The organism is uncultured Amnibacterium sp. (assembly GCF_964244015.1).
Taxonomy (GTDB): domain Bacteria; phylum Actinomycetota; class Actinomycetes; order Actinomycetales; family Microbacteriaceae; genus Amnibacterium.
In genome coordinates, this window is record NZ_CAXTHO010000008.1 from 1 (window position 1) to 23,509 (window position 23,509).

Annotated in this window: 23 protein-coding genes; 18 read left to right on the forward strand and 5 right to left on the reverse strand. The window is 69.9% G+C overall.

Going from position 1 to position 23,509, the window contains the following annotated elements:
• From ACFE67_RS01880 to ACFE67_RS01890, 3 genes are all read left to right on the forward strand, one after another.
• A partial coding sequence (locus tag ACFE67_RS01880) for a DNA-directed RNA polymerase subunit beta' (protein WP_375405174.1) occupies positions 1-3,510 on the forward strand: 3,510 nt, incomplete at its 5' end.
• A 209-nt stretch (positions 3,511-3,719) separates the two neighbouring features.
• Entirely contained in the window at positions 3,720-5,513 is a 1,794-nt protein-coding gene (locus tag ACFE67_RS01885) for a DUF5635 domain-containing protein (protein WP_375405175.1), read from the forward strand.
• 312 nt (positions 5,514-5,825) lie between these two features.
• Complete coding sequence (locus ACFE67_RS01890) at positions 5,826-6,245, forward strand: hypothetical protein (RefSeq protein WP_375405176.1); 420 nt, start codon at positions 5,826-5,828, stop codon at positions 6,243-6,245.
• A 104-nt stretch (positions 6,246-6,349) separates the two neighbouring features.
• Here ACFE67_RS01890 and ACFE67_RS01895 read toward each other — a convergent pair whose 3' ends face one another.
• From ACFE67_RS01895 to ACFE67_RS01910, 4 genes are read right to left on the reverse strand one after another with little or no spacing between them, the layout of a single operon-like run.
• Positions 6,350-6,769: a flagellar assembly protein FliW gene (locus ACFE67_RS01895; RefSeq protein ID WP_375405177.1), complete on the reverse strand. Its 420-nt coding sequence runs from the start codon at positions 6,767-6,769 to the stop codon at positions 6,350-6,352.
• Positions 6,766-7,728, reverse strand: coding sequence for a flagellar hook-associated protein FlgL (gene flgL, locus ACFE67_RS01900; RefSeq protein WP_375405178.1), 963 nt, complete (start codon positions 7,726-7,728; stop codon positions 6,766-6,768). Before flgL ends, ACFE67_RS01895 begins: the two co-directional genes overlap by 4 nt.
• 11 nt (positions 7,729-7,739) lie before the next feature.
• Positions 7,740-9,170 (reverse strand): flagellar hook-associated protein FlgK, encoded by a 1,431-nt coding sequence (gene flgK / locus ACFE67_RS01905; RefSeq protein ID WP_375405179.1) that lies wholly within the window; start codon positions 9,168-9,170, stop codon positions 7,740-7,742.
• A 2-nt stretch (positions 9,171-9,172) separates the two neighbouring features.
• Positions 9,173-9,670, reverse strand: coding sequence for a flagellar protein FlgN (locus ACFE67_RS01910; protein WP_375405180.1), 498 nt, complete (start codon positions 9,668-9,670; stop codon positions 9,173-9,175).
• Positions 9,671-9,948: 278 nt separating this feature from the next.
• Between ACFE67_RS01910 and ACFE67_RS01915 the strand changes: the two genes are divergently transcribed.
• The 13 genes from ACFE67_RS01915 to ACFE67_RS01975 all read left to right on the forward strand — a co-directional run bounded on the left by ACFE67_RS01915 (position 9,949) and on the right by ACFE67_RS01975 (position 20,853).
• Positions 9,949-10,767, forward strand: coding sequence for a sigma-70 family RNA polymerase sigma factor (locus ACFE67_RS01915; protein ID WP_375405181.1), 819 nt, complete (start codon positions 9,949-9,951; stop codon positions 10,765-10,767).
• A 127-nt stretch (positions 10,768-10,894) separates the two neighbouring features.
• Positions 10,895-12,070: a flagellin gene (locus ACFE67_RS01920; protein WP_375405182.1), complete on the forward strand. Its 1,176-nt coding sequence runs from the start codon at positions 10,895-10,897 to the stop codon at positions 12,068-12,070.
• A gap of 95 nt (positions 12,071-12,165) precedes the next feature.
• Complete coding sequence (gene fliD / locus ACFE67_RS01925) at positions 12,166-13,572, forward strand: flagellar filament capping protein FliD (protein WP_375405183.1); 1,407 nt, start codon at positions 12,166-12,168, stop codon at positions 13,570-13,572.
• Positions 13,573-13,574: 2 nt separating this feature from the next.
• Positions 13,575-13,994, forward strand: a complete 420-nt coding sequence (gene fliS / locus ACFE67_RS01930; RefSeq protein WP_375405184.1) for a flagellar export chaperone FliS — start codon at positions 13,575-13,577, stop codon at positions 13,992-13,994.
• A 16-nt stretch (positions 13,995-14,010) separates the two neighbouring features.
• Positions 14,011-14,310 carry a hypothetical protein gene (locus ACFE67_RS01935; RefSeq protein WP_375405185.1) on the forward strand — a complete coding sequence of 100 codons (300 nt, stop codon included), beginning with the start codon at positions 14,011-14,013 and terminating at the stop codon, positions 14,308-14,310.
• Positions 14,311-14,564: 254 nt separating this feature from the next.
• The gene (locus tag ACFE67_RS01940; RefSeq protein WP_375405186.1) at positions 14,565-14,906 is read left to right on the forward strand and encodes a flagellar basal body rod protein FlgB; all 342 of its coding nucleotides are present in this window, start codon (positions 14,565-14,567) and stop codon (positions 14,904-14,906) included.
• Positions 14,906-15,292 carry a flagellar basal body rod protein FlgC gene (locus ACFE67_RS01945; protein ID WP_375405187.1) on the forward strand — a complete coding sequence of 129 codons (387 nt, stop codon included), beginning with the start codon at positions 14,906-14,908 and terminating at the stop codon, positions 15,290-15,292. Before ACFE67_RS01940 ends, ACFE67_RS01945 begins: the two co-directional genes overlap by 1 nt.
• Entirely contained in the window at positions 15,292-15,627 is a 336-nt protein-coding gene (gene fliE, locus ACFE67_RS01950; RefSeq protein WP_375405188.1) for a flagellar hook-basal body complex protein FliE, read from the forward strand. Before ACFE67_RS01945 ends, fliE begins: the two co-directional genes overlap by 1 nt.
• Positions 15,624-17,264, forward strand: a complete 1,641-nt coding sequence (gene fliF / locus ACFE67_RS01955; RefSeq protein WP_375405189.1) for a flagellar basal-body MS-ring/collar protein FliF — start codon at positions 15,624-15,626, stop codon at positions 17,262-17,264. The genes fliE and fliF overlap by 4 nt, the downstream gene beginning before the upstream one ends.
• Positions 17,261-18,382, forward strand: a complete 1,122-nt coding sequence (locus tag ACFE67_RS01960) for a flagellar motor switch protein FliG (RefSeq protein ID WP_375405190.1) — start codon at positions 17,261-17,263, stop codon at positions 18,380-18,382. Before fliF ends, ACFE67_RS01960 begins: the two co-directional genes overlap by 4 nt.
• Positions 18,383-18,488: 106 nt before the next feature.
• The gene (locus ACFE67_RS01965; RefSeq protein WP_375405191.1) at positions 18,489-19,109 is read left to right on the forward strand and encodes a FliH/SctL family protein; all 621 of its coding nucleotides are present in this window, start codon (positions 18,489-18,491) and stop codon (positions 19,107-19,109) included.
• Positions 19,106-20,422: a FliI/YscN family ATPase gene (locus ACFE67_RS01970; RefSeq protein WP_375405192.1), complete on the forward strand. Its 1,317-nt coding sequence runs from the start codon at positions 19,106-19,108 to the stop codon at positions 20,420-20,422. The genes ACFE67_RS01965 and ACFE67_RS01970 overlap by 4 nt, the downstream gene beginning before the upstream one ends.
• Positions 20,422-20,853, forward strand: coding sequence for a flagellar FliJ family protein (locus ACFE67_RS01975; RefSeq protein ID WP_375405193.1), 432 nt, complete (start codon positions 20,422-20,424; stop codon positions 20,851-20,853). Before ACFE67_RS01970 ends, ACFE67_RS01975 begins: the two co-directional genes overlap by 1 nt.
• Before the next feature lies 1 nt (position 20,854).
• On the opposite strand, the gene ACFE67_RS01980 is transcribed toward ACFE67_RS01975, so the two are convergent.
• Complete coding sequence (locus ACFE67_RS01980) at positions 20,855-21,103, reverse strand: hypothetical protein (protein WP_375405194.1); 249 nt, start codon at positions 21,101-21,103, stop codon at positions 20,855-20,857.
• Here ACFE67_RS01980 and ACFE67_RS01985 point away from each other — a divergent pair.
• Together ACFE67_RS01985 and ACFE67_RS01990 are read left to right on the forward strand one after the other, a co-directional pair.
• Complete coding sequence (locus ACFE67_RS01985) at positions 21,078-21,806, forward strand: C40 family peptidase (protein ID WP_375405195.1); 729 nt, start codon at positions 21,078-21,080, stop codon at positions 21,804-21,806. The two genes, ACFE67_RS01980 and ACFE67_RS01985, sit on opposite strands and share 26 nt — an antisense overlap.
• Positions 21,803-23,503, forward strand: a complete 1,701-nt coding sequence (locus ACFE67_RS01990; protein WP_375405196.1) for a flagellar hook-length control protein FliK — start codon at positions 21,803-21,805, stop codon at positions 23,501-23,503. Before ACFE67_RS01985 ends, ACFE67_RS01990 begins: the two co-directional genes overlap by 4 nt.
• The last annotated feature ends 6 nt before the right edge of the window (positions 23,504-23,509 follow it).

Below are 23,509 nucleotides of genomic sequence, written 5' to 3' on the forward strand. Positions count from 1 at the left end.
CTCGGCTACCTGCTCGACATGGCGCCGAAGGACCTCGAGAAGGTCATCTACTTCGCGGCGTACATGATCATCGAGGTCGACGAGGAGGGCCGTCACGACGACCTCCCCGACCTCGAGAACGAGCTGCGCCTCGAGCTGAAGGCCCTGACCGACCAGCGCGACGCCCGCATCAACGAGCGCCTCGCCCGGCTGGAGGTCGACCTCGCCGCCCTCGAGCAGGAGGGCGCGAAGAGCGACCAGAAGCGCCGCACGCGTGACGTGGGCGAGAAGGAGATGGGGCAGATCCGCCGCTCCTTCGACGACCAGGTCGCGACGCTCGAGCGGGTCTGGGACGACTTCCGCAACCTGAAGGTCGGCGACCTCAAGCCCGAGGACGCGATCTACAACGAGCTGATCGACCGGTACGGCACGTACTTCGAGGCGTACATGGGCGCCGAGGCGATCAAGCGCCGCCTCGAGGCGTTCGACCTCCAGGCCGAGTCCGACCTGCTGCACCAGCAGATCAGCGAGGGCAAGGGCGCGAAGAAGATCCGCGCGATCAAGCGTCTCCGCGTCGTCAGCTCCTTCCTCGCGACCGGCAACTCGCCGGCAGCGATGGTGCTCGATGTCGTCCCGGTGATCCCGCCGGAGCTGCGTCCGATGGTCCAGCTCGACGGTGGTCGCTTCGCGACCAGCGACCTGAACGACCTGTACCGCCGCGTCATCAACCGCAACAACCGCCTCCGCCGCCTGCTCGACCTGGGCGCGCCGGAGATCATCGTGAACAACGAGAAGCGGATGCTGCAGGAGGCCGTCGACGCGCTGTTCGACAACGGTCGTCGCGGTCGCCCGGTCACGGGCACCGGCAACCGGGCGCTGAAGAGCCTGTCCGACATGCTGAAGGGCAAGCAGGGCCGGTTCCGCCAGAACCTGCTCGGCAAGCGCGTCGACTACTCCGGCCGCTCGGTCATCGTCGTCGGCCCGCAGCTGAAGCTGCACCAGTGCGGTCTGCCGAAGCAGATGGCGCTGGAGCTCTTCAAGCCGTTCGTCATCAAGCGCCTGATCGATCTGAGCCACGCGCAGAACATCAAGGCCGCGAAGCGGATGGTGGAGCGGTCGCGTCCGCAGGTGTGGGACGTGCTCGAGGAGATCATCCGCGAGCGCCCCGTGCTGCTGAACCGCGCGCCGACCCTGCACAGGCTCGGCATCCAGGCGTTCGAGCCGCAGCTCGTCGAGGGCAAGGCGATCCAGCTGCACCCGCTCGTGTGCGCCGCGTTCAACGCGGACTTCGACGGCGACCAGATGGCCGTCCACCTGCCGCTGTCCGTCGAGGCCCAGGCCGAGGCCCGCATCCTGATGCTCGCCTCGAACAACATCCTGAAGCCGTCCGACGGCCGCCCGGTGACCCTGCCCTCCCAGGACATGATCATCGGCCTGCATCACCTGACCACGATCAAGCCGGGTGCCACGGGTGAGGGACGTTCCTTCTCCTCCGTCGCCGAGGCGATCATGGCCAAGGACGCCGGCACGCTGGACCTGAACGCGGTGGTCACGCTGCGGCTCACGGACGTCGTTCCGCCGATCGGGCAGACCCCCGACGGCTACGTGGAGGGCACGCCGCTGCTCGTCAAGACCACGCTGGGTCGCGCCATCTTCAACGAGGCGCTGCCGACGGACTACCCGTTCGTGGAGGAGCTGGCCGACAAGGGCGAGATCTCCGTGATCGTCAACGACCTCGCGGAGCGGTACCCGAAGGTGGAGGTCGCAGCGACGCTGGACCGCATCAAGGACGCCGGCTTCTACTGGGCCACCCGGTCCGGTGTGACGGTCGCGCTGTCCGACGTGCTCACGCCGCCGTCGAAGGGCAAGATCCTGGAGGGTGCAGAGGCGCGGGCCGCGAAGGTCCAGACCCAGTACGAGACGGGTCTGATCACCGACGAGGAGCGCCGCCAGGAGCTCATCGAGCTGTGGAACAAGGCCACCAGCGAGGTCGCCACGGCCATGCAGGACAACATGCCGGTCGACAACAACATCAACCGCATGGTGTCCTCCGGCGCTCGAGGCAACTGGATGCAGGTCCGGCAGATCGCCGGCATGCGCGGCCTCGTGTCGAACCCGAAGGGCGAGATCATCCCGCGCCCGATCGTGCACTCGTACCGCGAGGGCCTGACCGTGGCCGAGTACTTCATCTCGACCCACGGTGCCCGCAAGGGCTTGGCCGACACGGCGCTCCGCACCGCGGACTCCGGGTACCTGACGCGTCGTCTCGTCGACGTGTCGCAGGACGTCATCATCCGCGAGGACGACTGCGGCACCTCCCGAGGCCTCGACCTCTCCACCAGCGAGAACGTCGAGAACGCGGTCTACGGCCGCACGCTCGCGACCGACGTGGCGAGCACGTCCGGCGAGGTCCTGGCCACGGCCGGTGACGACGTCGGCGACGTGCTGATCGCGAAGCTCGTGGAGGCCGGTGTCGAGCGCATCAAGGTGCGCTCGGTCCTGACCTGCGAGTCCGCGGTCGGTGTCTGCGCCGCCTGCTACGGCCGTTCGCTCGCGACCGGACTGCTCGTCGACATCGGCGAGGCCGTCGGCATCATCGCGGCCCAGTCGATCGGTGAGCCCGGTACCCAGCTGACGATGCGCACCTTCCACACCGGTGGTGTCGCCTCGGCCGACGACATCACGCAGGGTCTGCCCCGCGTGCAGGAGCTGTTCGAGGCGCGGACCCCGAAGGGTGCGTCCCCGATCGCCGAGGCCGCCGGTGTCGTCACGATCGAGGACACCGACCGCCAGCGGAAGATCATCCTCACCCCGGACAACGGCGACGAGCCGTTCGCCTACCCGGTGCTCAAGCGCGCCACCCTCCTGATCGAGGACGGGCAGCACGTCGAGCTCGGCACGCAGTTCCACGTCGGGTCCATCGACCCGAAGGAGGTCCTGCGGGTCAAGGGCGTCCGTGAGGTGCAGCTGCACCTCGTGGACGGCGTGCAGGGCGTCTACCGCAGCCAGGGCGTGCCGATCCACGACAAGCACATCGAGGTCATCGTGCGGCAGATGCTGCGCAAGGTCACGGTCGTCGACCACGGCGACACCGACCTGCTCCCCGGTGAGCTCGTGGACCGCTCACGCTACCAGGACGTCAACCGGGCCGCGCTCGCGGAGGGTCGCAAGACCGCTTCGGCGCGTCAGGAGGTCATGGGCATCACGAAGGCGTCGCTCGCGACGGAGTCGTGGCTGTCCGCCGCCTCCTTCCAGGAGACGACCCGGGTGCTCACGCAGGCGGCGATGGACGGCAAGTCCGACTCGCTGCTGGGCCTGAAGGAGAACGTCATCATCGGCAAGCTGATCCCGGCCGGCACCGGTCTGCCCCGGTACCGCGACGTGGTCGTGGCGCCGACGGAGGAGGCGAAGGCCGAGCGGTACCCGCTCCGGTCCTTCGGCGACGACTCGATGTTCAACGACGCCGACCTGTCGTTCGTCGACTTCGACTCGTTCTCGAGCGACGACTACAGCCCCGGCACCTACAACTGATCCGGTCGTAGAGCAGCGGCCCACCTCCTTCGGGAGGTGGGCCGCTTTCGTGGTTCAGGAGTTCTGGCGCGGCCAGAACTCCTGAAACACGACATGTCGTCCGTCGGTCGGAGGTCGAGCGGGGCAACTTGCATGCGGCGCCTGACCACCCGCCTCATGATAAGTTTCTCGATATCCAACATTTATCACCCGCGACGCTATGAGGCGATATGAGCATATTTCGTGAGTTGGTCGAAGCGCGTGACCGCTTGCAGGTCCTCGTCGACGAGCTCCTGCAGTCACTCGACCGCGGCGAGACTCCACGTCTGCCCGAGGGCGAGCACATCGACTGCAAAGAAGAACCGTACCGTCGAGGAGCAGGCGGCACGCTTCTTCCCGGGGAGAAACAGAACAACGCGGCCGCCGCCTACCTCGCCGACGAGGTCTGCTGCATGGCGAACACTCCGGGCGGTGGCGCAATCGTGCTCGGCGTAGAGGACGGGACCTGGCAGATTCTCGGGACGGAGATCGATCCCGATTGGCTTCGACTTCGAATCTATCAACTCAGCCATGTCGCGCCGACGACAGAAGCCCGCGAAGTGCAGGGACTCCGGGTAATCGTCCTCTACGTCGCTGAAGCTCCAGAGCCCGTAGAGGACAAGAACGGTCGTATTCGCTGGCGTGTGTCCGACAGCTGCCAGCCCGTGGACCGCGCGGAGTGGTGGCTGTCCCGTCAGCGCGGCAATGGTGCCGATGCGATGGCATCCATCACGACTCGGACTGTGGACGAGGTCACGCCCGGAGCGATTCAAGCCGCTCGCCGGTATGTGAACGCGAGTGGCGACCCGAACGTCGTAGCAGGTGGAACCTCGGACGAGATCCTGCGACGCCTCGGCATCATTACGGTGGATCGTCGGCTCACGCAGGCCGGCGTTCTGCTCTTCTGCCCCGCCGGGCGTCCCCTCCTCACACTGACCCGGCTCGACGTCGTCGGGGGCAACGTGGTCAACAGCTTCGAGCCGGACCCGGAGCAGTCGCTGCTCGAGCAACTCGCGCAGATCGAGAATCGGCTCGATGCCATGGTCCCATCGCGACCCGACGTGCGGACATTCGTCGAAGGACCGATTCGCGCGCTGCCGACCCGCGCAGTCCGCGAGGCGATCCTCAACGGGCTCACGCATCGCGACTGGATGCGTTTCGAGCCGACGACTGTGCGGTGGATCGATGCCGACAGTCGGCTCGAGGTCGAGAGCCCGGGCGGCTTCACCGGCGGCATGTCCGAGCACAACGTCCTGTCGCGGCGTCACGCTCGGTATCCCGCGCTCTCCGACCTCTTCCGCGCACTTCGACTTGTCGACAAGGAAGGTATCGGCGTCGACCGGATGTACCGCGAGATGACCGTGCTCGGGCATCGGCCGCCCTCGATCACGGAGGTTCCAGGACCGTTGGTGCGCACCGTGCTGGAAGGCGGGCAGCCCGCGGTGCCAGTGATGGCGGTCGTGGAGGCGGTGCGACCCGAAGTCCGACAGCGCGATGTGCGGATCGCCTTGATCCTCTTCACCCTGCTCCACGCGCCATTCCTGACCCGTCGAGATGTGGCCGAGCTGCTCCAGGATGACGATGCGGAAGCCGACTCGGCGCTCGCGGCCGCAGAGCAGACCTCCATCGGAGGACGCGCACTCATCACCGGGTACAAGGACGTCTGGACGCTCGGCGCAGGTGCGCTCGAGATCGCCGAGCGAGAGATCCGACAACGAGGACCGTCGTCGCGACGCGGACTCCTCGCCTACCGTCGCCCGACCCTGGAAAACGGGCGGCAGGTCGTCCTGGCTTGGTTGGCCCGACACGAACGCATCGGCAGTGGTGACTACGCGGCGCTGACGGGAGTCCAGCAGTCCAACGCGAGTCGATTCCTCACCGGTCTGGTAGGTGATCTGCTGCTGAAGGGCACCTCGCCCGGCTACTCGCACTTCGTCCGCCGTCCGACGCAGACGCCTGACGGTCCACGGCACGGCGCGGCCTGACCGCCGGCTTGCATGCCGCGTCGGTCGATGTGTGAGGGCGGTGCGCCTCGGGACCACCCCGGGCGTGATCGGACAATGCGGGCGTAAAAAGGCGCCCCGATTGACCGATTACGCCCGGATTCGTCCGAGAACCGCGACCCCAGGACGGGGGATATCGGCGGGACCTCGGATTCCCTAGGTTTGCAGGACACCGGTCACCCAGCCGGTGCGCCGCGCACCCACGCGGTTCTGCCCCCTCTTGTGACCGGACACCCCCACCGTGAACACTGCTTCTTCCATCCCCGAGCGCGCCCACGCTCGCGAGGCCCGCTGATGCTGCGCCCGTACCGCCTTGAGCGCGAGCTCGACCGCGCGGTCGCCGGGTGGCTCGACTGGCTGCCCCGCTGGGATCCCGCGACCGCCCGGCGCCGGCTGTCACCGTGCGTGACGTGTCCCGTCTGGTCCGCCGAGCTCGGCTTCGACGAGGTGCCGCACGGCGCCCTCCACGCCCTGACGACGTCGCTCGACGCGGTGATCACCGAGCACGTTCGCCGGTCGGTATCGCTGCAGCCGTTCCTCAGCGACGAGGCGATCGACGGGCTGCGCGACCAGCTGCGCCGTGAGGCCATCGCCTGGGTGAGCCGCCAGCACACGCACATCCTGCGAGCGCTGGACGCGTACGTCGAGCCGAAGGTGCAGCACATGGCCGCGCTGCTCTTCGCCGACCTGGGCGGTGCCGAACCCGCCTCCTGAGACCCGCGGGTCGGACCGGACGGAGGAGTGGCCAGAACGTCCGACACGCGCTGCATGAGAAAGGCCCCCGGGGTGGATCCCGGGGGCCTTTCTTGCGTCCGTCGTCAGGCCGCCGCGGTCGCGAGCTCGGCCTGCAACGGCCAGTCGTCCTCGAGGATCAGCTGCGTCGCGACGCAGGCGACGGGGTTGACCACGATCGGGGCGAGCAGGTTCACGACGGGAGCGCCGTCGAGGATGTTCGCGACGACGTAGACGTCGACCTCGGCGACCGAGGAGGCGCCGAGCGCGGCGAGGTCCTCGTCGGCGACGGCCGGCAGGTACTCGGGCACGTAGAACGTCGGGTCGAGCAGGAAGAGACGCAGGTCTGCGCCCGCCGTGTCTCGGAGCGTGTACAGGCCGGAGGCGCCCTCCACGGCCGCGAGCTCGAAGTCGGTGAGCGGGGCGAAGCCCGGCGGTGGGGACGTGAAGGTGAGCAGCGCGTCGCGGGAGGTCGCCGATGGGGATGGATTCAGGGCAGAGATCATGAAAGGAAGCTCATCAGGGTCGGTTGGATCACTTGGGCGGTCACCTGGAGTGCCGTCTGGTAGGCGAGTTGCTGCGTCTTGAGATCGAGCAGGGTCCTCGTCGTATCCGCATCCTGCAGTCCGGACCGCTGGGTCTCCAGGGCCGTCGCCATCGTGGCGTTCTGCGCCTTCGCGCTGGTCATCCGAGCGTAGTTCGCACCGACGACCCCATGCTGCGCAGAGATGTTCGTGAGCCCGGTGCTCAGCAGGTCGATGCCGGCCGTGATCGTCTGCTTCGGGGTGAGCCCCGTCGTGCTGCTGGGGGTGTCCGAGTCGTACCCGGGGTCCCGCAGTGCGTCGATCACGGTCTGGATCTGCGCGAACACCGAGGTGTCCCCCGACCCGAAGGTCGCCAGTCCGTCTGCTGCGACGGTGACGACGTCAGTCGACGCGCTGCCGATCCGTCGTTGCACCGAGCCGACCGCCGTGGTGACGGGGGGCGTCGCGGTCGATGTCGTCGTGGGGCCCGTGTAAGTGCCGGCGTCGTCGAACGCCGCACTCGCGTCGGAGGTGCCGGCGAAGATCGAGCGCCCGTTGTACTTCGTGTTCGCCGCGCTCAGCAGGTCGGCGCGGATCCCCTCCAGCTGCGTCGCGATGGCCTCACGGGTGGCGGCGCTGGCCGTCCCGCTGTTGCCGGCCTGGATCGCGAGGTCCTTCGCCTTCCGCACGAGGTTCTCGGCGGAGCTCATCGTCGTGTCCGCGGAGCCGAGCCAGCCGAGCCCGTCGTCGATGTTCGTGCCGTACTGGCTGATGGCGCTCTGCTGTCCCACCACCTTCATGATCGCGGCGCTCGCGGCGGGATCGTCGGAGGGCTTGGTGATGGCGATCCCTGAGGAGGACTGCGCGGTGAGCTGCGACAGGCGCGCCTTCGACGTCTGGATGTTCGCGTTCGAGCTGGCCCAGATCTGGGTCGTGGTCACGCGGCTGATCGTCATCGGGCCCCCATGTTGATCAGCGTGTCGAGCACGTCGGCGATGGTGCTGATCACGCGCGCGGACGCCTGGTAGGCGTGCTGGTAGATCACGAGGTTCGACGTCTCCTCGTCCAGGTCGACGCCGCCGACCGAGTTCTGGGCCGTCGTCGCGGCCGAGGCAGCGGTGTCGGAGGTGGCCGAGCGCGCGGCTGCCGTGGCCGACTGGGAGCCGATCCGCGACACGTACGTCGCCCAGCCGGCGTCGGGTGAGTCGGCGGCGTTGCCGAGCTGTGCGATCTTGTCCGCGATCGTGTTGTCGAGGTTCCCCTTCGTGCCGTCCGCCGCCGCGATGCCGGCCACGGAGGTGGGTACGACATACAGGTTGGTCGCTGCCGGTCCCGACGTGCTCTGGAACCCGAAGAAGTCGAGCGGGGTGCCGGTCGTTCCCGGAGCGCCGGTGGAGGTGGTTCCGAGTCGGTGCACCGCGTTGACCTTGGACGCGAGGTCGGTGGCGGCGGTGTTGTAGGCCTGCGCGGCCTCGGCGTAGACGCCGCCGGTCGCAGTCGCGTTCGCGCCCTGCAGCGACGCGAGCCTGGCCGCCATCTCACCGCCGTCCAGAACGACGGCAGTGCGAGTGTCGCTCCAGACCAGCGAGACCGCCGTCGCGCTCGACGAGGTCGGGAACGCGGCGGTGCCCGCGACCTCCAGCTTCCGAGTGGTGACACCCGAGACGAGGGTGTTCCCGCCGACCACGACGTCGATCGTGCCGTCGGCGTTGCCCCGGCTGGTAGCGCCCGTGAGCTTCGACAGCACGGTGACTGCGGCGTCGCGCTGATCGAGCAGGTTGTTGACGTTGCCGCCGGATGCGGCGAGCGACCGGATCGTCTTGTTGAGGTCGGCGATCTGGCCGGCGGTCTCGTTGATGGTCCCGGCCGCCGTCACGGTCGCGGCGCGAGCCGCCGTCCAGGCGTCGGCCGCTGCGGTGTACCCGGCGGAGATCGTCGAGGCGACGACATTCGCCTGGGAGAGCAGCGCCCCGGCCACTCCGACGTCGCCGGGGTGGTTCGCCATCTGCTGCCAGGAGGACCACAGCTTGTTCAGCTGTGACGACAGCCCGTTCGAGTTCGGCTCGTTCAGCGACGTCTCGACGGTGCTCGCGGCGGCGGCACTCGTGCTCCAGTAGGCGGCGGCGGAGCCGGTGCTGTTCACGCGCGCGTTCACGATGGTGTCGGTCAGGCGCGCGACGCCGGTGACGGTGACGCCGTCGCCCACGCTGTTCGGCTTGGAGTAGGTGGCGAGCGCGGTCTGCGCGAGCGGGCTCTGGTTCACGCGCTGCCGCGTGTAGCCCTCGGTGTTCGCGTTGGCGACGTTCTGCCCGGTCACCTCGAGGGCGGCCCGCGCGGCGGCGAGGCCCGAGGACGCGATGCTCAGCCCGCCGAAGGTGCTCACGGTCAGCCCTGCCGGTCGAAGAGCCGCGCGCCGGCGGCGGCGGGGGTCCGCTGCCCGCCGCGCGCGCCGTAGCCGAACGGATCCGACGACGGACCGGTCCCGAGGTTCGCGAGGGTCTCCTGCGTCGCGCGGCTCGCGGAGCGGAGGTAGGAGAGGTTCGTGTCGCGCAGGTCCGCGATCTGCGAGGTCAACGCGGTCAGGGCGGTGAGGTGGGAGAGCAGCACGTCCCGCCACGCGTCGCCGGCGCCCTCGGCGAGCTGCCGCAGCGTCGAATCCTCGGGAAGCCCCCATGCCACGGCCACGAGCGACGCCTCCACGGTGCGCTCGATGCCGGCGGTGCGGAGGTGGCCGAGCACCTGCTCGACCTCGCGGGTCGCGTGGTGCAGCCACTTCGAGCGGCCGGCGGTGAGCAGCAGCTGCTCCTCCTCCAGCTTGAAGACGAGCATCTCGAGCAGCTCGCGTTCGCGCCACAGCAGCGACGAGAGGTCGTTCACGCTCATCGATTCCTCCGCTGATCGGTGCCTGACGTCATTCCGACGCATTCCCCACCATCGGCCGTTCGGGCGCAGATGTAAGGGAATGCGTTCCCGCCGGAGCGTACGGGTGAGGAATGCCCCGTTTCGGCAGGACCACACGCCCCCGAACGGGGGGAGGCGCCACACGCATTCCAGACGTTCCCCCTACTGGGGGCGCGGCGTGGGAGACGCCGGCGGAGCACCGGCTCTAGCGTCCAGATCAGGACGAGCCGCCAGGGATGGCATGGTACGACGGGAACGAAATGGCGACACGAACCGAGCGCGATGCGCTGGTCCGCGACAACCTCGCGATCGTGGGGTACCTCGTGAACGAGGTGGCTCGGAAGGCGACCCATATCTCTCGCGACGAGTTGGCCTCCGCCGGTTCTCTGGGCCTGATCCTGGCCGCGGAGACGTTCGATCCGACCCAGGGCGTGCCGTTCGGCGCGTTCGCCCGCCGTCGCATCCTCGGTGCGATCGCGGACGAGATGCGGTCCGCCGACTGGGCCTCGCGGACCGCGCGCAAGAAGATCCGCGAGTCGCTGACCGTGCAGGAGTCGCTGACGAACGCGCTGGGCCGTGCGCCGAGCGTCGACGAGGTCGCCGAGTCGCTCGGCGTCGACCGCAAGGCGGCGCTCGAGGCGCTGTCCGGCGCGAGTCACTCCGTCGCCTCCCTCGACGAGACCATCGCGGACACCATCGCCGCCGAGGTCGCGAGCCCGGAGGACGTCGTGCTCGAGACCGAGCGCACCCGCTACGTGAAGGCGGCGGTCACGAGCCTGCCGCCGAAGATGCGCTACATCGTCGAGCAGATCTACTTCCACGACCGCTCGGTCGGCGAACTCGCCACGGAACTGGGGCTCACGCACTCCGCGGTGTCGCAGCAGCGGTCGGAGGGCATCCGCCTGATGCGGCACGGGCTCGAGTCGCAGTACTCCACCGGCGCCGTCCCTCGGGTGGAGGCGCAGCCGAAAGTCGCTCCGGCGCGCCGCGCGGCGTACCTCGCCCGACTCGCCGAGACTTCGAACGCGCGGATGGCCCAGCCGGCCGCGTCCTCGTTCTTCACCGAACGCACCGCGTAAGCACTTCAGCCTGAACTGCCCCTACTTCGGGGCGAACGGCTAACGGCCCCGTCGATAGGGCCGATAGCCATTCGCGTCGGACCACGGATGGACCGCACTTCAGATCCCGACTCACGGAGGAACTCAAATGGGATTCGCAATCAACACCAACAACGATGCGCTCAACACGTATCGCAACCTGACCACGGTGCAGAACTCCTTGAGCAAGTCGCTCGAGAAGCTCTCCAGCGGTCTGCGGATCAACCAGGCCGGTGACGACGCGGCCGGACTCACGATCTCCACGCAGCTGGCGTCGCAGGTCTCGGGCCTGCAGCAGGCTTCGCGGAACGCCCAGGACGGCACCTCGCTCGTCCAGACGGCGGACGGGGCGCTGACGCAGGCGCAGTCGATCCTCGGTCGCATGCGTGACCTGGCGGTGCAGGCCGGTAACGACTCGAACAGCACCGCAGCCCGCACTGCGATCACGAATGAGGCAGCGAGCCTCACGGCTGAGCTTTCTCGTATCGGCAACTCGGTGAACTTCAACGGCCAGAACCTGCTCGACGGCACCACGCCGACCTTCAAGTTCCAGGTCGGCGCTGACGGCAACTCGCAGAGCCAGATCGCAGTCGATCTGCGCGGGGCCAACCTCGTCAGGGTCGGTGCTGCTCTCAGCGCGACGACCACGGGCCTGACGGTCGCGAGCGCGGACCTCACCAAGGTGCAGGACACCGCGGGAGTCACGTTCACATCCACGACCGAGAACGCTGCCGGCGACACCACGGCCACCTCGACGGCGGTCGTCAGTCTGGCTGCGTTCACGGGAACCCCGACCGCTGCCGACTACGCCAGTGCACTGAACGCCAATGCGGACTTCTCGTCGAAGTTCACGGCAACGGTCACCTACAACACCACCACGGGTGCCGCCACCGGCATCGCGGTGGCGTCGAGGGACGGGGGCGCCGTCACGGCTGGATCGACCGCGAACGCGACGATCGGGACCGACGGCCAGACAGTCGGCAGCATTGCGTTCGACTCGGCGGTGAACGCGCAGGCGGCCATCAGGACGCTGGACGTGCAGATCGCCGCGGTGTCTTCGGCTCGTGCCAGCATCGGCGCGATCGAGAACCGGTTCAACAACGTCGTCTCGACGATCGCCACGTCGGTCACCAACCTGACCGCCGCGAAGAGCCGGATCACGGACGTCGACATGGCGCAGGAGATGGTCAACTACACCCGCGCGAACGTGCTGTCGCAGGCCGGTACCGCGATGCTCGCCCAGGCGAACTCGCTGCCGCAGCTCGCGCTGAAGCTGCTGGGCTGATCGATCTGATGCCGCGGTGGTGCGAGGCCGATCCAGGCCCTCGCACCACCGCGGCTTCTGCCGTACTCCCGCACCCGTCGAGAAGGGACTGACGCATGGCCACCGCAGCGCTGTCCTCGATCACGGGGCTCGGCCTCTCCGGGCTCTCCAGCGGGCTCGACACCTCCGGGATCATCACAAAGCTGATGTCGGTCGAATCCGCTCCGCAGACCGCGCTGAAGTCGACGCTCAGCACGACGACGGCGTACCGCGCGGCTCTGCAATCACTGAACAGCTCGGTCGCCGCCATCGCGACGAGCGCCACCGCCGCCGCCAGATCAGGCGCCCTCGCCTCCTTCACGGCGACGAGCGACGTCAGTTCGGTCTCCGCGAAGGCGTCGAGTACCGCATCGTCCGGATCGGTGTCGTTCACTGTCGACCGAATCGCGCAGGCGCAGGTCTCCGTGACCGGGACCATCGCGGCGTGGGCCGCACCGACCGATGGCACGACGAAGCCGTCGATCACGATCCAGGTCGGCAGCGGAACCGCGAAGACGGTCAGTGCCGCATCGACCAACCTCGACGACGTGGTCGCCGCGATCAACGGCTCCGGAACCGGAGTCACCGCGACGAAGATCGCGGTCGGATCGACGAACGGCACGACCCAGTACCGCTTGCAGCTGCGCGGTGCGACCGGTGCCGACAACGGCTTCAGCGTCTACGAGGGCGCCAGCACGTCGGCTCCCGCGCTGGCGACGACCCAGACGCAGGCCGCGCAGAGCGCGCAGATCACGCTGTACAAAGGCATCGCGGGTGCCGAGGTGCAGGTCCCATCAGCGACCAACACCTTCGCGAATCTCATCACCGGGGTCGACGTGACGGTCTCCGCTGTGTCGACCACTGCCGCGACCGTGACCGTCGCCGCCGACTCCACCGCGGCGACGACCTCCGCGCAGACGCTGACGGCGAGCCTGATCACCCTGTTCTCCGGGATCGCCGCCGCGAGCGCAATCACGACGACCACGAGTTCGAGCGGGTCGACGTCGGCGACGACGGGCAGCGTCTTCACGGGCGACAGCGCCGTGCGCAACATGAAGGACGCGCTGCTCTCCGCGGTCTCCGGCGCGGTGGACGGCAGGTCGCCCTCCTCCATCGGGATCAACCTGACGAAGGACGGCACGATCACCTTCGACTCCGCGAAGTTCTCCGCCGCGATGGCGAGCGACCCGACCGGGACGACCGCGATGTTCCAGACGATCGCCGGCCGGGTGTCCACAGCCGCCGTCGGTGCGAGTGACTCGTACACGGGCACGCTCACGCAGAAGGTGACGTCGCAGCAGACGACCGAGTCGAGCCTGACGAAGCAGATCAGCGACTGGGACGCGCGACTCGCGACGATCCAGGCGCAGTACACGGCGCAGTTCAACGCGCTCGAGGTGGCGCTGAACAGCCTCAGCTCCCAGTCCTCCTACCTCACCAGTCAGATCAACGGTCTGACGACCAACTATCAGAGTGCGAACTGACTATGCCTCCCTCGAACCTCGCCGCCGCACGCAGCCTCTACAACCGCGACTCGGTGCTCAGCGCCTCACCCGCGCGGTTGCTCGTCATGCTGTACGACCGGCTGCTGCTCGACCTCGCCCGCGCGGAGACCGCGCAGCTCGGCGAGGACTGGCCGATCGCGTCAGCGCAGCTGCTGCACGCGCAGGAGATCGTGTCCGAACTGGCCAGCTCGCTCCGGCCGGAGGTCTGGGACGGCGGACCCGGCCTGCTCGCGGTCTACACCTATGTCCTCACGGCGATGGCGCAGGCGAACATCCATCGCGATGTGGTCAAGACCCGCGAGTGCATCACGCTGCTCGAGCCGCTGCGCCTCGCGTGGCACGAGGCCGCGCTGAAGGTGTCGATGCAGGAAGCCGCCCTGCGGCGGGACGCTGTTGGCTGAGTCGCGGCCGGAACATATGCCCGCGGGTCCATGGGATCCATGGGCGCCGATCCTCGACGACCTCGAGGGCCGGGTCGTGGCTGCGGAGTCCGGCGATCTCGCCGCGCTGGAGGGCTGGGCTCCGCCCGCAGTCCAGCCGAAGCCGATGAGCGTGGACGACCAGCGGCGTGCGAACGGCATCCTGTCGCGCCAGCGTGCGCTGCTCAGCCGCATCCGCGACGAGCAGGAGGTGGTCGCCGTGTCCATGCGTGCGATGCGCCGGCCGCAGTACAACGCCGCGACCGCGCCTCCGGTGTACGTCGACCGGATGGGCTGACTTTTCATCTTTCAGGAGTTTTGGCGCGGCTTCGCCGCAGCCAAAACTCCTGAAAGATGAAAAGTCGTGCGTGCGGACGCGCTCGTAGCTCGGTCGGCCCGGACGGGGGGCGACATGCCCCTCAACGGGGGGTGCGTTGCTTCGCTCTCCGGTCGACGGTTACGCATAGTTTCAGGAATCGAGCACGGATCGCTCGTTCAGACCAGGCCACGGATCGGCCGCCCATCCTTCTTCAGTCAAGGACGGACTTCTCCGTGTTCGATTCGGTCACCACGAACGCGCTCGCCAGCGCGATGGACGGCCTCGCGCTGCGGCAGCGCACGATCGCGCAGAACATCGCGAACGTGAACACGCCGAACTACCACGCGAAGATCGTCTCGTTCGAGAACGCGCTCGCCGCCTCCGTGCAGAACGGCAACGGCACCGCCGTCGCCACGACGACCACGTCCGAGGCGCCCACGCAGCAGAACGGCAACAACGTCAGCCTCGACTCCGAGACGCTGAACAACGTCGAGTCGGTGCTGCGCTACCAGTTCGCCACCCGCGCGGTGGGCATGGACTTCTCCGCCACCGAGTCCGCGCTCAGGACCTCCTGATGGACGCGATCGAGATCGCCGGCACGGCGCTCAACGCCCACCAGGCATGGCTCAACGCGATTTCGAACAACATCGCGAACGTCAACACCGCGAAGGCGTCCTCGGGCAGCGCCTTCCAGGCCGAGTACCTGCAGGTCTCCGCGGTGGAGAACAACCAGGGCGTCCAGGTCGACAAGGTCGTCCACGGCAGCGCCGCGGGCAGGCTCGTCTACGACCCCACGAACGCGGTCGCGAGCACGGACGGCTACGTCCGCATGCCCGACATCGACCTCGGTGAGCAGATGTCGACGCTGATCATGGCGCAGCGCGGCTACCAGGCGAACGCCGCGGTCGTCGACCGCGCGAAGACGAGCTACGAAGCCGCGCTGCAGATCGGCAGAAGCTGATGACCTCCTCCATCTCCCAGCTCTCGGGCATCAACAGCCTCACCGGCCTCGGCGGCACCACCGGTATCACCGGGACGAGCGCCACGCAGCTCGGCGGCACGGACGGCACCTCCGGCTCGAGCTTCAGCTCGATGCTCGGCGGGGTCGTGGACAACCTGTCCGGTCTCCAGAGCACCGCGAACACGCTCGCGGTCAAAGCCGTGACCGGTGACCTGACCGACATCCACCAGGCGACCCTCGCGGCCACCCGTGCGCAGGTCACGATGGAGCTCGTCTCCGCCGTGCGCAACAAGGGCGTCGAGGCGTTCAACTCGATCATGAACATGCAGGCATGAAGCGGCTCAACGGGGCTGGAGTCCGCGCCCTCGACACGATCAAGCAGTTCACCGTCGCGCAGCGGACCATCGCGCTCATCGGCGTCGCCGTGCTCGTGCTCGGCGGCATCGCGCTCGCGAGCCAGCTCACGAAGCCGGCCTACCAGTTGCTGTACTCCGGCATCTCCGCGTCGGAGGCGTCGGGCGTCACCGCCCAGCTCGCCAAGGACAAGGTTCCCTTCACCCTGTCGAGCGACGGCACCACGATCTTCGTGCCCGAGGCGAGCGTCGCGCAGGAGCGGCTCGCGACCGCCAGCCTGCTCTCCTCCGGCGCCGGCGGGTACTCGCTGCTCGACAACATGGGCGTGACCGCGAGCGAGTTCCAGCAGAACGTCACGTACAAGCGAGCCATCGAGGGCGAGCTGGCGAAGACAATCGAGGGCATCAACGGTGTCTCCTCCGCGGTCGTGCAGCTGGCGATCCCGCAGCAGTCTGTGTTCACGGACAACAAAGAGTCGCCGAAGGCCATGGTGTTCGTGAACGTTTCGACGCCCCTCACCACCGACCAGGTGAACGCGATCGGGCATCTCGTCGCGGCCGCCTACCCCGGGCTGACGACCGACAACGTGTCGATCGTCGACCAGAAGGGCGACACGCTCGCCTCGGTCGGCAGCGGCACGACCGGTAGCGGCTCCAGCGCGGCGGCAGCCTACGAGGCGGCGACGAGGGCCAACGTCCAGGCGATGCTCGACAAGGTCCTCGGCCCGGGCAACGCGGTCGTGACCGTCGCCGCCGACGTGTCGAGCTCGAGCGGCAAGAAGACGAGCGAGACCTACTCGAACGCCAACGCCCCCCTGTCCGAGTCCTCGATCTCGACGAGCAACGGCAACTCCGGCACCTCGACCGGCGCCAGCGGCGTGCTCGGTACCGATACGACCAGCTCCCCGACCAGCGGTACGAATTCGGCGTCGGGGTCCGGGACTGGTACGGGCACGGGAACGGTCACCCAGTCCGCGAAGGACAACGCGGTCAACAAGACGACGATCGACCAGACGATCGTGCCGGGCACGCTCAACCGGCAGACGATCGCCGTCGCGCTGAACTCCAAGTTGCTCCCCACGATCACCACGATGCAGCTGAAGCAGATGGTCTCGGACGCTGCCGGTGTGAACTTGGCCCGCGGCGACAACGTGTCGGTGACGTCGATCGCGTTCTCGACCACTGCGGCCAAGTCGGCGGCGGCGGCGCTCGCGCAGGCGCAGCAGGCGCAGAGCGCCGGGCAGATGACGGAGCTGATCACGACGGCGATCAAGGTCGTCGGCGGCCTCGTGCTCTTCGTCCTGGTCGTCGGTCTGCTGCGCAAGCTGTTCAAGCGTCCCGAGGGATCGGCGCTCGACGCCGGCGCCATGAACATCGTGCCGATGCCCGGCGACCCGATGTACGGCGGCTACCCGCCGACCGCGCAGCTCGGCGGCTACGGGCCTGCCGGGGCGCTCGGTGCGCCGATGCCGGGGACCACCCCCACCGTCGCGCTGAACGCACCGGTCAACCCCGAGTTCGCGCAGATGCAGGCCGACGTCGACGCGCTCGCCGGCTCCGACCCCGAGCAGACCGCCGAGTACCTCCGCGCCCTGATGGGTGATCGGGCCGGCGTATGAGTGCCGACACGCTCGACACGCTGGCAGTCCCCGAGCTGACCGGGACGCAGAAGGCCGCGCTCGTGCTCATGAACATGAGCACCGAGCGCGCTGCGGCGGTGCTGCGCTCGTTCAGCCTCGAGGAGCAGGAGGAGATCACCGCCGAGATGGCGCGGATGCGCAGCGTCTCCGGGGCCGCCGCCGAGACCGCGATCGAGGCGTTCCGCGAGGTCGCCGGGCGCACGCAATCGCCCCAGGAGCGCACCGGTCGTGATGTCGCGACCCAGCTGATCGAGGCGTCGTTCGAAGGCGAGCGGGCCGCGGATCTGCTCGAGCGCATCTCGGCGCCGGAGGCGAGCGCCTCCTTCGCGTTCCTCGAGGAGATGGAGCCGCCGCGCATCGTCACGCTGCTCGAGTCGGACACGGCCGAGACGATCGCGTTCGTGCTCGTGCAGCTCGGCCCGGACCTGGCCGCGAAGATCCTGATGCTGCACGAGCCCGACCGCCGCGTCGACATCGCCCAGTCGATCGCGACGATGAACTCGCCTGCGCCGGAGGCGGGCGGCATCGTCGCCGGCGTGCTCCGCGGCCGCGCGAAGGTCGCCGCTTCGCAGACGGTGTTCGTGGAGGACGACGACGAGCAGGAGGGTCCCGCGCCGCTGCGCGTGCAGCCGCTCGTCGACATCATGAACCACGCCGCCCCCGCGGACGAGGGCGCGCTGATGGACGGGATCCGCGAGCGCGACGGCCACCTCGCCGACGAGGTCCGGGCGAAGATGCTGTCGTTCGACGACATCGCGCGCCTGCAGGACCGCGACGTGCAGCAGCTGCTGCGCGGCATCGAGCTCGGCACCATCGCGCTCGCGCTCAAGGGCGCGGACCCCTCGGTCTCGACGGCCATCACCTCGAACATGTCCGAGCGCAACCGCGAGGCCCTCGCCGAGGAAGCCGGCGAGCTCGGGCGTGTCAAGAAGAGCCAGGTCGACGAGGCCCGCAACCTGTTGGTCCGCGCGGTGCGCGAGCTGGCCGGCACCGCGGGACTCGAGATGAAGACGACGGCGCCCGAACCGGGCACGGCCGACGAGACGGACCTCCCTGTGGAGCAGGCCGCTGAAGAAGAGGAAGAGTATGTCGACTAACGCCTCATTCGCGCCCATCGCGTTCCCCGAGATGGGCACCGCCCGCCGGCGGGAGCCTGCTCAGACACAGCCGCGGGTCACCCCTGGCTACGAGTACGAGGAGGACATGCGCACGCGACCCGTCGCCGTGCGCATGACCCCGCTCGCGTATCCCGAGCTGGTCAAGGACGAGACGCCGGAGGTGCGGGAGCGCGCCCGCGTGCAGGGCCACGCCGCCGGCTACGCGGCCGGCCGCAAAGCCGCGACCGAGACGCTCGCCACGGATCGCGCCCAGCTGCGTGCCGAGGCGGACCGTGCGCTCGGGGAGCAGATCGACGGGCTCCGGTCCGCGCTCGACGCCGTGCGCCAGGCGGCGGCGGAGCTGAACGCGCAGACGATGACGTCGCTCGAGGGCACCGAGGAGGCCGTGCTCTCCGCGGCCATCGAGATCGCCGGCATGATCCTCGGCCGTGCGATCGCCGAGGACCACGAGGGCGCCGCGGTCGCCGCCCTGCGTCGCGCGCTCGATGCGGCCGGCCCCGCGCCGATCCGTGTCGTGCGCATGCACCCCGACGACCTCGAGCTGGTCGCGATGGTCGGCGCCGACGAGCCCGGCCTGCAGGTCATCGCCGACCACCGGGTCGCGCGCGGCGACGCGATGGTCGACCTGCCCGACGGCGTCGTCGACGCGAGCATCGCCAGCGCCGTCGAGCGCGTGCGCCGCGCCCTCGTGGGCGGCGACGAATGAGCGCCGTCGTCACCGCAGCCCGGCTGGAGGGGCTGCGCGAGGCCGCGAAGCCCGAGCGGCTCGGGACCGTCGTCTCCGTCGTCGGCCTCGGCATCACCGTGCGCGGGATCGAGGCGTCGATCGGCGAGATCATCCACATCGGCGAGCAGCGCGCCCGCGCCGAGGTCGTCGCGGTCGCCGGTGACGGGTTGACCCTGATGCCGATCGACCGCATCGAGTCCCTGCGCGTCGGCGCCCCCGTCCGCGCGACCGGCCGCCGCATGACCGTGCCGACCGGCTACGGCCTGCTCGGCCGCGTGCTCGACGCGACCGGCCGGCCGATCGACGGCAAGGGCCCGCTGCAGTACGACGTGCGCGTCCCCGTCGACGCGGAGGCCCCCTCCGCGATGGACCGCGCCCGCATCGACACGCCCGTCGCCCTCGGCGTGCGCGTGCTCGACACCCTGACGACCGTCGGCCGCGGCCAGCGCATCGGCCTGTTCGCCGGCTCGGGCGTCGGCAAGTCGTCCCTGCTGTCGATGATCGCGCGCGGCACCGACGCGCAGGTGAACGTGATCGCCCTGATCGGCGAGCGCGGCCGGGAGGTGCGCGAGTTCCTCGAGGACGACCTGGGGGAGGAGGGCCTGGCCCGCTCCGTCGTGATCGTGTCGACCGCGGACCAGCCGGCCCTGACCCGCGCCCGCGCCGCGTTCACCGCGACGCGGATCGCCGAGTCGTTCCGCGACACCGGTGCGCACGCGCTGCTGATGATGGACTCGCTGACCCGCGTCGCCATGGCCCAGCGCGAGATCGGCCTCGCCGCCGGCGAACCGCCCGCCACCCGCGGCTACCCGCCGAGCACCTTCGGCCTGCTCGCCCGCCTGCTCGAGCGCGCCGGCACCGGTCCCGTCGGCTCGGTGACCGGCGTGTACACGGTGCTCGTCGACGGCGACGACCACAACGAGCCGATCGCCGACACCGCGCGCTCGATCCTCGACGGCCACGTCGTGCTCGACCGCAAGCTCGCGACCTCGGGGCACTTCCCCTCCATCGACGTGCTCGGCTCGATCTCGCGCGTCGCCTCCCGCGTCACGTCCCGCGAGCAGCGCGCCGTCGCGACGGCGCTCCGCAGCGCGCTGGCCGCGAAGCGGAACGTGCAGGATCTGCTCGACGTCGGCGCGTACGCCGCGGGCTCGAACCCGAAGGTCGACGCCGCGGTGGCGCACGCCGCCGAGATCGACGCGTTCCTGCAGCAGGACATGGAGGACGTGACGGCGTCGGACGATGCATGGCAGCGTCTCGTGCAGCTGGTCAGTGCGATGGGACTGCACTGATGGCGGCATTCGGTCTCGCCGGGCTGCTGCGCATCCGACGGCTGAAGGAGGAGCGCGCGGCGTACGAGATCACGCGCGCCCGCTCGAGGGCGTCCGAGCTCGCCGCCGAGCGGCACCAGCTGCTCGAGCAGCTGGACGACCACGCCCACGACGCGCGGACCGTGCGGGCGATCCACGCGCTCTCCGCCGCGCGCGCCTCCACCTCCACGATGCTCGCCGACCTCGAGGCGCTGTCGATCACGCAGCGGCGTCTCGTCGCGGAGGCGGAGGAGCAGCACCGGGCGGCCCTGCGTGAGGTGCGCACCGTCGAGAAGCTCGAGGAGAAGCACGACGCCGAGGAGCGCGTCGCCGAGGTGCGCGCCGAGCAGACGATCCTCGACGAGCTCGCCGGACGGGCCCGCGCCCGCCTGCTGCGGGAGGCGCCCGAATGAGCTACGCGGACGTCGTGAACCAGATGCATGCCATCCAGTCGATGCTGGGTGTCCTGCAGACCCGGTCGAGCACCGTCGCGTCGACGGCGGCCTCGTCGTCGCGGGCGACATCGTTCGCGACCGCGCTGGACACCGCGACGTCCGCCGCCGACAGCACGGCGGCCGTGCCGTCGGCCGCCTCCACCGGTACGACGCCCTCCAGCGCCGCGACCGCCTCCGGCGCCATGACCGTCTCAGCGGCCGCATCCACCGACGGGACGCTGGTCTCGCCGAACGGCACGACCGGGAACGACGTGGTGGACGCCGCGCTGGACTACCAGGGCACGCCGTACGTGCTCGGCGGCGAGTCGAAGAGCGGCATCGACTGCTCCGGCCTGGTGCAGGTCGCGTTCGGCGCGCTCGGGGTCGAGGTGCCGCGCCTCGTGCACGAGCAGGAGACGGTCGGGCAGAAGGTCGACTCGCTGAAGGATGCGAAGCCGGGCGACCTGATCGTGCTGAACGGCGGGGACCACATCGCGATCTACATGGGCAACGACACCGTGATCCATGCGCCGTACCCGGGCCGCACCGTGTCGGTGCAGAAGGCCTGGTTCACCGACCGGGACATCACCACGATCCGCCGCGTCGTGCCCGCGACCGGCGACGACCCGACCACCTCCGCGGCCGGTGCCGCCCTGTCGACCGCCGGGACCGCGAGCTCGAGCGGCCTGTCCGCGGCGACGATCCAGCAGGCGACCGCCATGCTCACCACCTACGGCTCGGACGTCGGCCTCTACAGCGCCTCCGGCTCGTCATCCGGGTCGGACTCGTCGTCCGGCGGCACCTCGCTGAGCAGCCTGCTCGCGTCGTTCGGCCTGACCGGCACGTCGACCACACCGTCGACGAACTCCTCCACCTCCGCGCAGCAGATCGTCGCCGCGCGTGCCGCCCTCCTCGGAACGAGCGCATCGTGAACGCCGTCACCATCGCCCCCGCCGACACCACGGCCTCCATCGGGCGGACCGCCGGCGCGAAGAGCGCCCCCGGAGCCGCCGGAGCGTTCGGCGACGTGCTCGACGCCGCCGTCGCCGGAGGGGGTCAGCCCGGCACGCAGGGCGACGCGTCGACTGCGGCCGACCCTTCCGCGACCCCGGCCGACACCCCTGCGCCGAGCCTGCTGCTCGGTGCGGCCGCGGCACTCGCCGCGATGCTCGGTCGTGCAGTCGGCTCGGCTGCCGCCATGCCGACGACCGCGACCACCCCTGCGCCAGCGACCGCGACTGCCGCCGCGGTCGGCACCGCCGCGGTCAGCACCCCGGCGACGACGGCGGGAACGGCCGCCGCAGCGGTGCCGAGCGAGCCGCCGACCGCCGGTGTCGCCGTGGCCCAAACGCCTGCTGCAGGGCTGCCGCCTGCTGCAGGGCTGCCGCCTGCTTCGGGGCTGACGCCTGCTGCAGGGCGGCCGACGACGACGGTCCCCACAGCGGCGGGCGCACCCGCGCCGACTGCGGTCGCGAGCGCGCCGGCCGTACCCGCAACCCCTCTGCCCGCGAGCCCCGCGCCCGCGACTGCCCTTCCCGCGACCACAGTGCCCTTGACCACTGTGCCCGTGACCGCCGAGGTCGAGCCCGTCGAGCAGGGTGCCGCGCCGGCCGGCACCACGCCGCCGGTCCGCTCCACCCACTCGCGCGCGACAGATACCGAGGCGGAGAAGAGCGATCCCGTCAAGGCCGACGCCGCGAAGCCCGATGCCGTGCAGCCCGACGCGCAGGCCCCTGCGACCACCGCCCCGTCGGCCGTCGGTGCGGTGCCCGCAGCAGTCGCGGCGCCCCCCGTACCGATCGTCGCGGTGCCCGTGCCCGTGCCCGTTCCCGTCGCGCAGCAGGCGCCGACCGCCTCGTCGGTCCCGACAGACGCCGCGGCGACGCCGGCGGTCGGCGCCATGTCGACGCCTACCGGCACGCGCACGGACGGGACTGCGTCGGAGACGACCCCGGACACGACCCCGACCGCCGCGACGCCAGGAGCGATCGCCGCCCCCGGATCGCCGCTGCCGGCCGCGCCGATCGCGGAACGGCCGGCGATCGCGGACCGACCTGCAGCCGCGGACACCTCACTGCAGCCCGTCCTCGCGCCGCTCCAGTCGTCGGCGCAGCCCGCGGCGATCGTGTCGGCTCCTCCGGCCGCGCCGACCCTCGTCGTCACCACCGAGCCGTCCGTCGCGCAGCAGCTGCAGGGACCGCTCCTGTCGCTGCGGTCCGCCCCGGATGGCGAGCACGTGATGATCGTCCGCGTCAGCCCGGAGCACCTCGGCCCGGTGACCGTGCATGCGACCGTCTCGCACGGCGACCTGTCCGTGCAGCTGTTCGCGAGCACCTCCGGTGCCCGCGACGCCCTGCAGACGATGATGACCGACCTGCGGCGCGACCTCGCGGGTGGGGGAGCGGGGGCGGCGACCACGCTGTCGCTCGGCACCGGCGACGCGCCTCAGCAGGACACGCGCGGCCAGCAGACCTGGGTCGGCACCGGCACCGGCGGCTCCGGCTCGGGCGGGTCCGCCCCCCGGGACGAGCGATCGCAGTGGACGGCGGACCGGCGGAGCGCCGACGACGTCATGACCGAACTCCGCACCCGCACCTCGAGCAGCGCCCTGCTCGACGTGCTGGCCTGAAAGGAC

Bases quoted from the DNA above. Each gene is read 5' to 3' on its own strand.
- ACFE67_RS01895 (WP_375405177.1), bottom strand. From the start codon at position 6,769: ATGATCTCTGCCCTGAATCCATCCCCATCGGCGACCTCCCGCGACGCG.
- ACFE67_RS01960 (WP_375405190.1), top strand. From the start codon at position 17,261: ATGAGTGCCGACACGCTCGACACGCTGGCAGTCCCCGAGCTGACCGGG.
- ACFE67_RS01890 (WP_375405176.1), top strand. From the start codon at position 5,826: ATGCTGCGCCCGTACCGCCTTGAGCGCGAGCTCGACCGCGCGGTCGCC.
- fliD (WP_375405183.1), top strand. From the start codon at position 12,166: ATGGCCACCGCAGCGCTGTCCTCGATCACGGGGCTCGGCCTCTCCGGG.
- ACFE67_RS01970 (WP_375405192.1), top strand. From the start codon at position 19,106: ATGAGCGCCGTCGTCACCGCAGCCCGGCTGGAGGGGCTGCGCGAGGCC.
- ACFE67_RS01910 (WP_375405180.1), bottom strand. From the start codon at position 9,670: ATGAGCGTGAACGACCTCTCGTCGCTGCTGTGGCGCGAACGCGAGCTG.
- ACFE67_RS01965 (WP_375405191.1), top strand. From the start codon at position 18,489: ATGCGCACGCGACCCGTCGCCGTGCGCATGACCCCGCTCGCGTATCCC.
- fliF (WP_375405189.1), top strand. From the start codon at position 15,624: ATGAAGCGGCTCAACGGGGCTGGAGTCCGCGCCCTCGACACGATCAAG.
- ACFE67_RS01985 (WP_375405195.1), top strand. From the start codon at position 21,078: ATGACCGTCTCAGCGGCCGCATCCACCGACGGGACGCTGGTCTCGCCG.
- ACFE67_RS01975 (WP_375405193.1), top strand. From the start codon at position 20,422: ATGGCGGCATTCGGTCTCGCCGGGCTGCTGCGCATCCGACGGCTGAAG.
- ACFE67_RS01920 (WP_375405182.1), top strand. From the start codon at position 10,895: ATGGGATTCGCAATCAACACCAACAACGATGCGCTCAACACGTATCGC.
- ACFE67_RS01935 (WP_375405185.1), top strand. From the start codon at position 14,011: ATGCCCGCGGGTCCATGGGATCCATGGGCGCCGATCCTCGACGACCTC.
- fliS (WP_375405184.1), top strand. From the start codon at position 13,575: ATGCCTCCCTCGAACCTCGCCGCCGCACGCAGCCTCTACAACCGCGAC.
- ACFE67_RS01945 (WP_375405187.1), top strand. From the start codon at position 14,906: ATGGACGCGATCGAGATCGCCGGCACGGCGCTCAACGCCCACCAGGCA.
- fliE (WP_375405188.1), top strand. From the start codon at position 15,292: ATGACCTCCTCCATCTCCCAGCTCTCGGGCATCAACAGCCTCACCGGC.
- ACFE67_RS01915 (WP_375405181.1), top strand. From the start codon at position 9,949: ATGGCGACACGAACCGAGCGCGATGCGCTGGTCCGCGACAACCTCGCG.
- ACFE67_RS01885 (WP_375405175.1), top strand. From the start codon at position 3,720: ATGAGCATATTTCGTGAGTTGGTCGAAGCGCGTGACCGCTTGCAGGTC.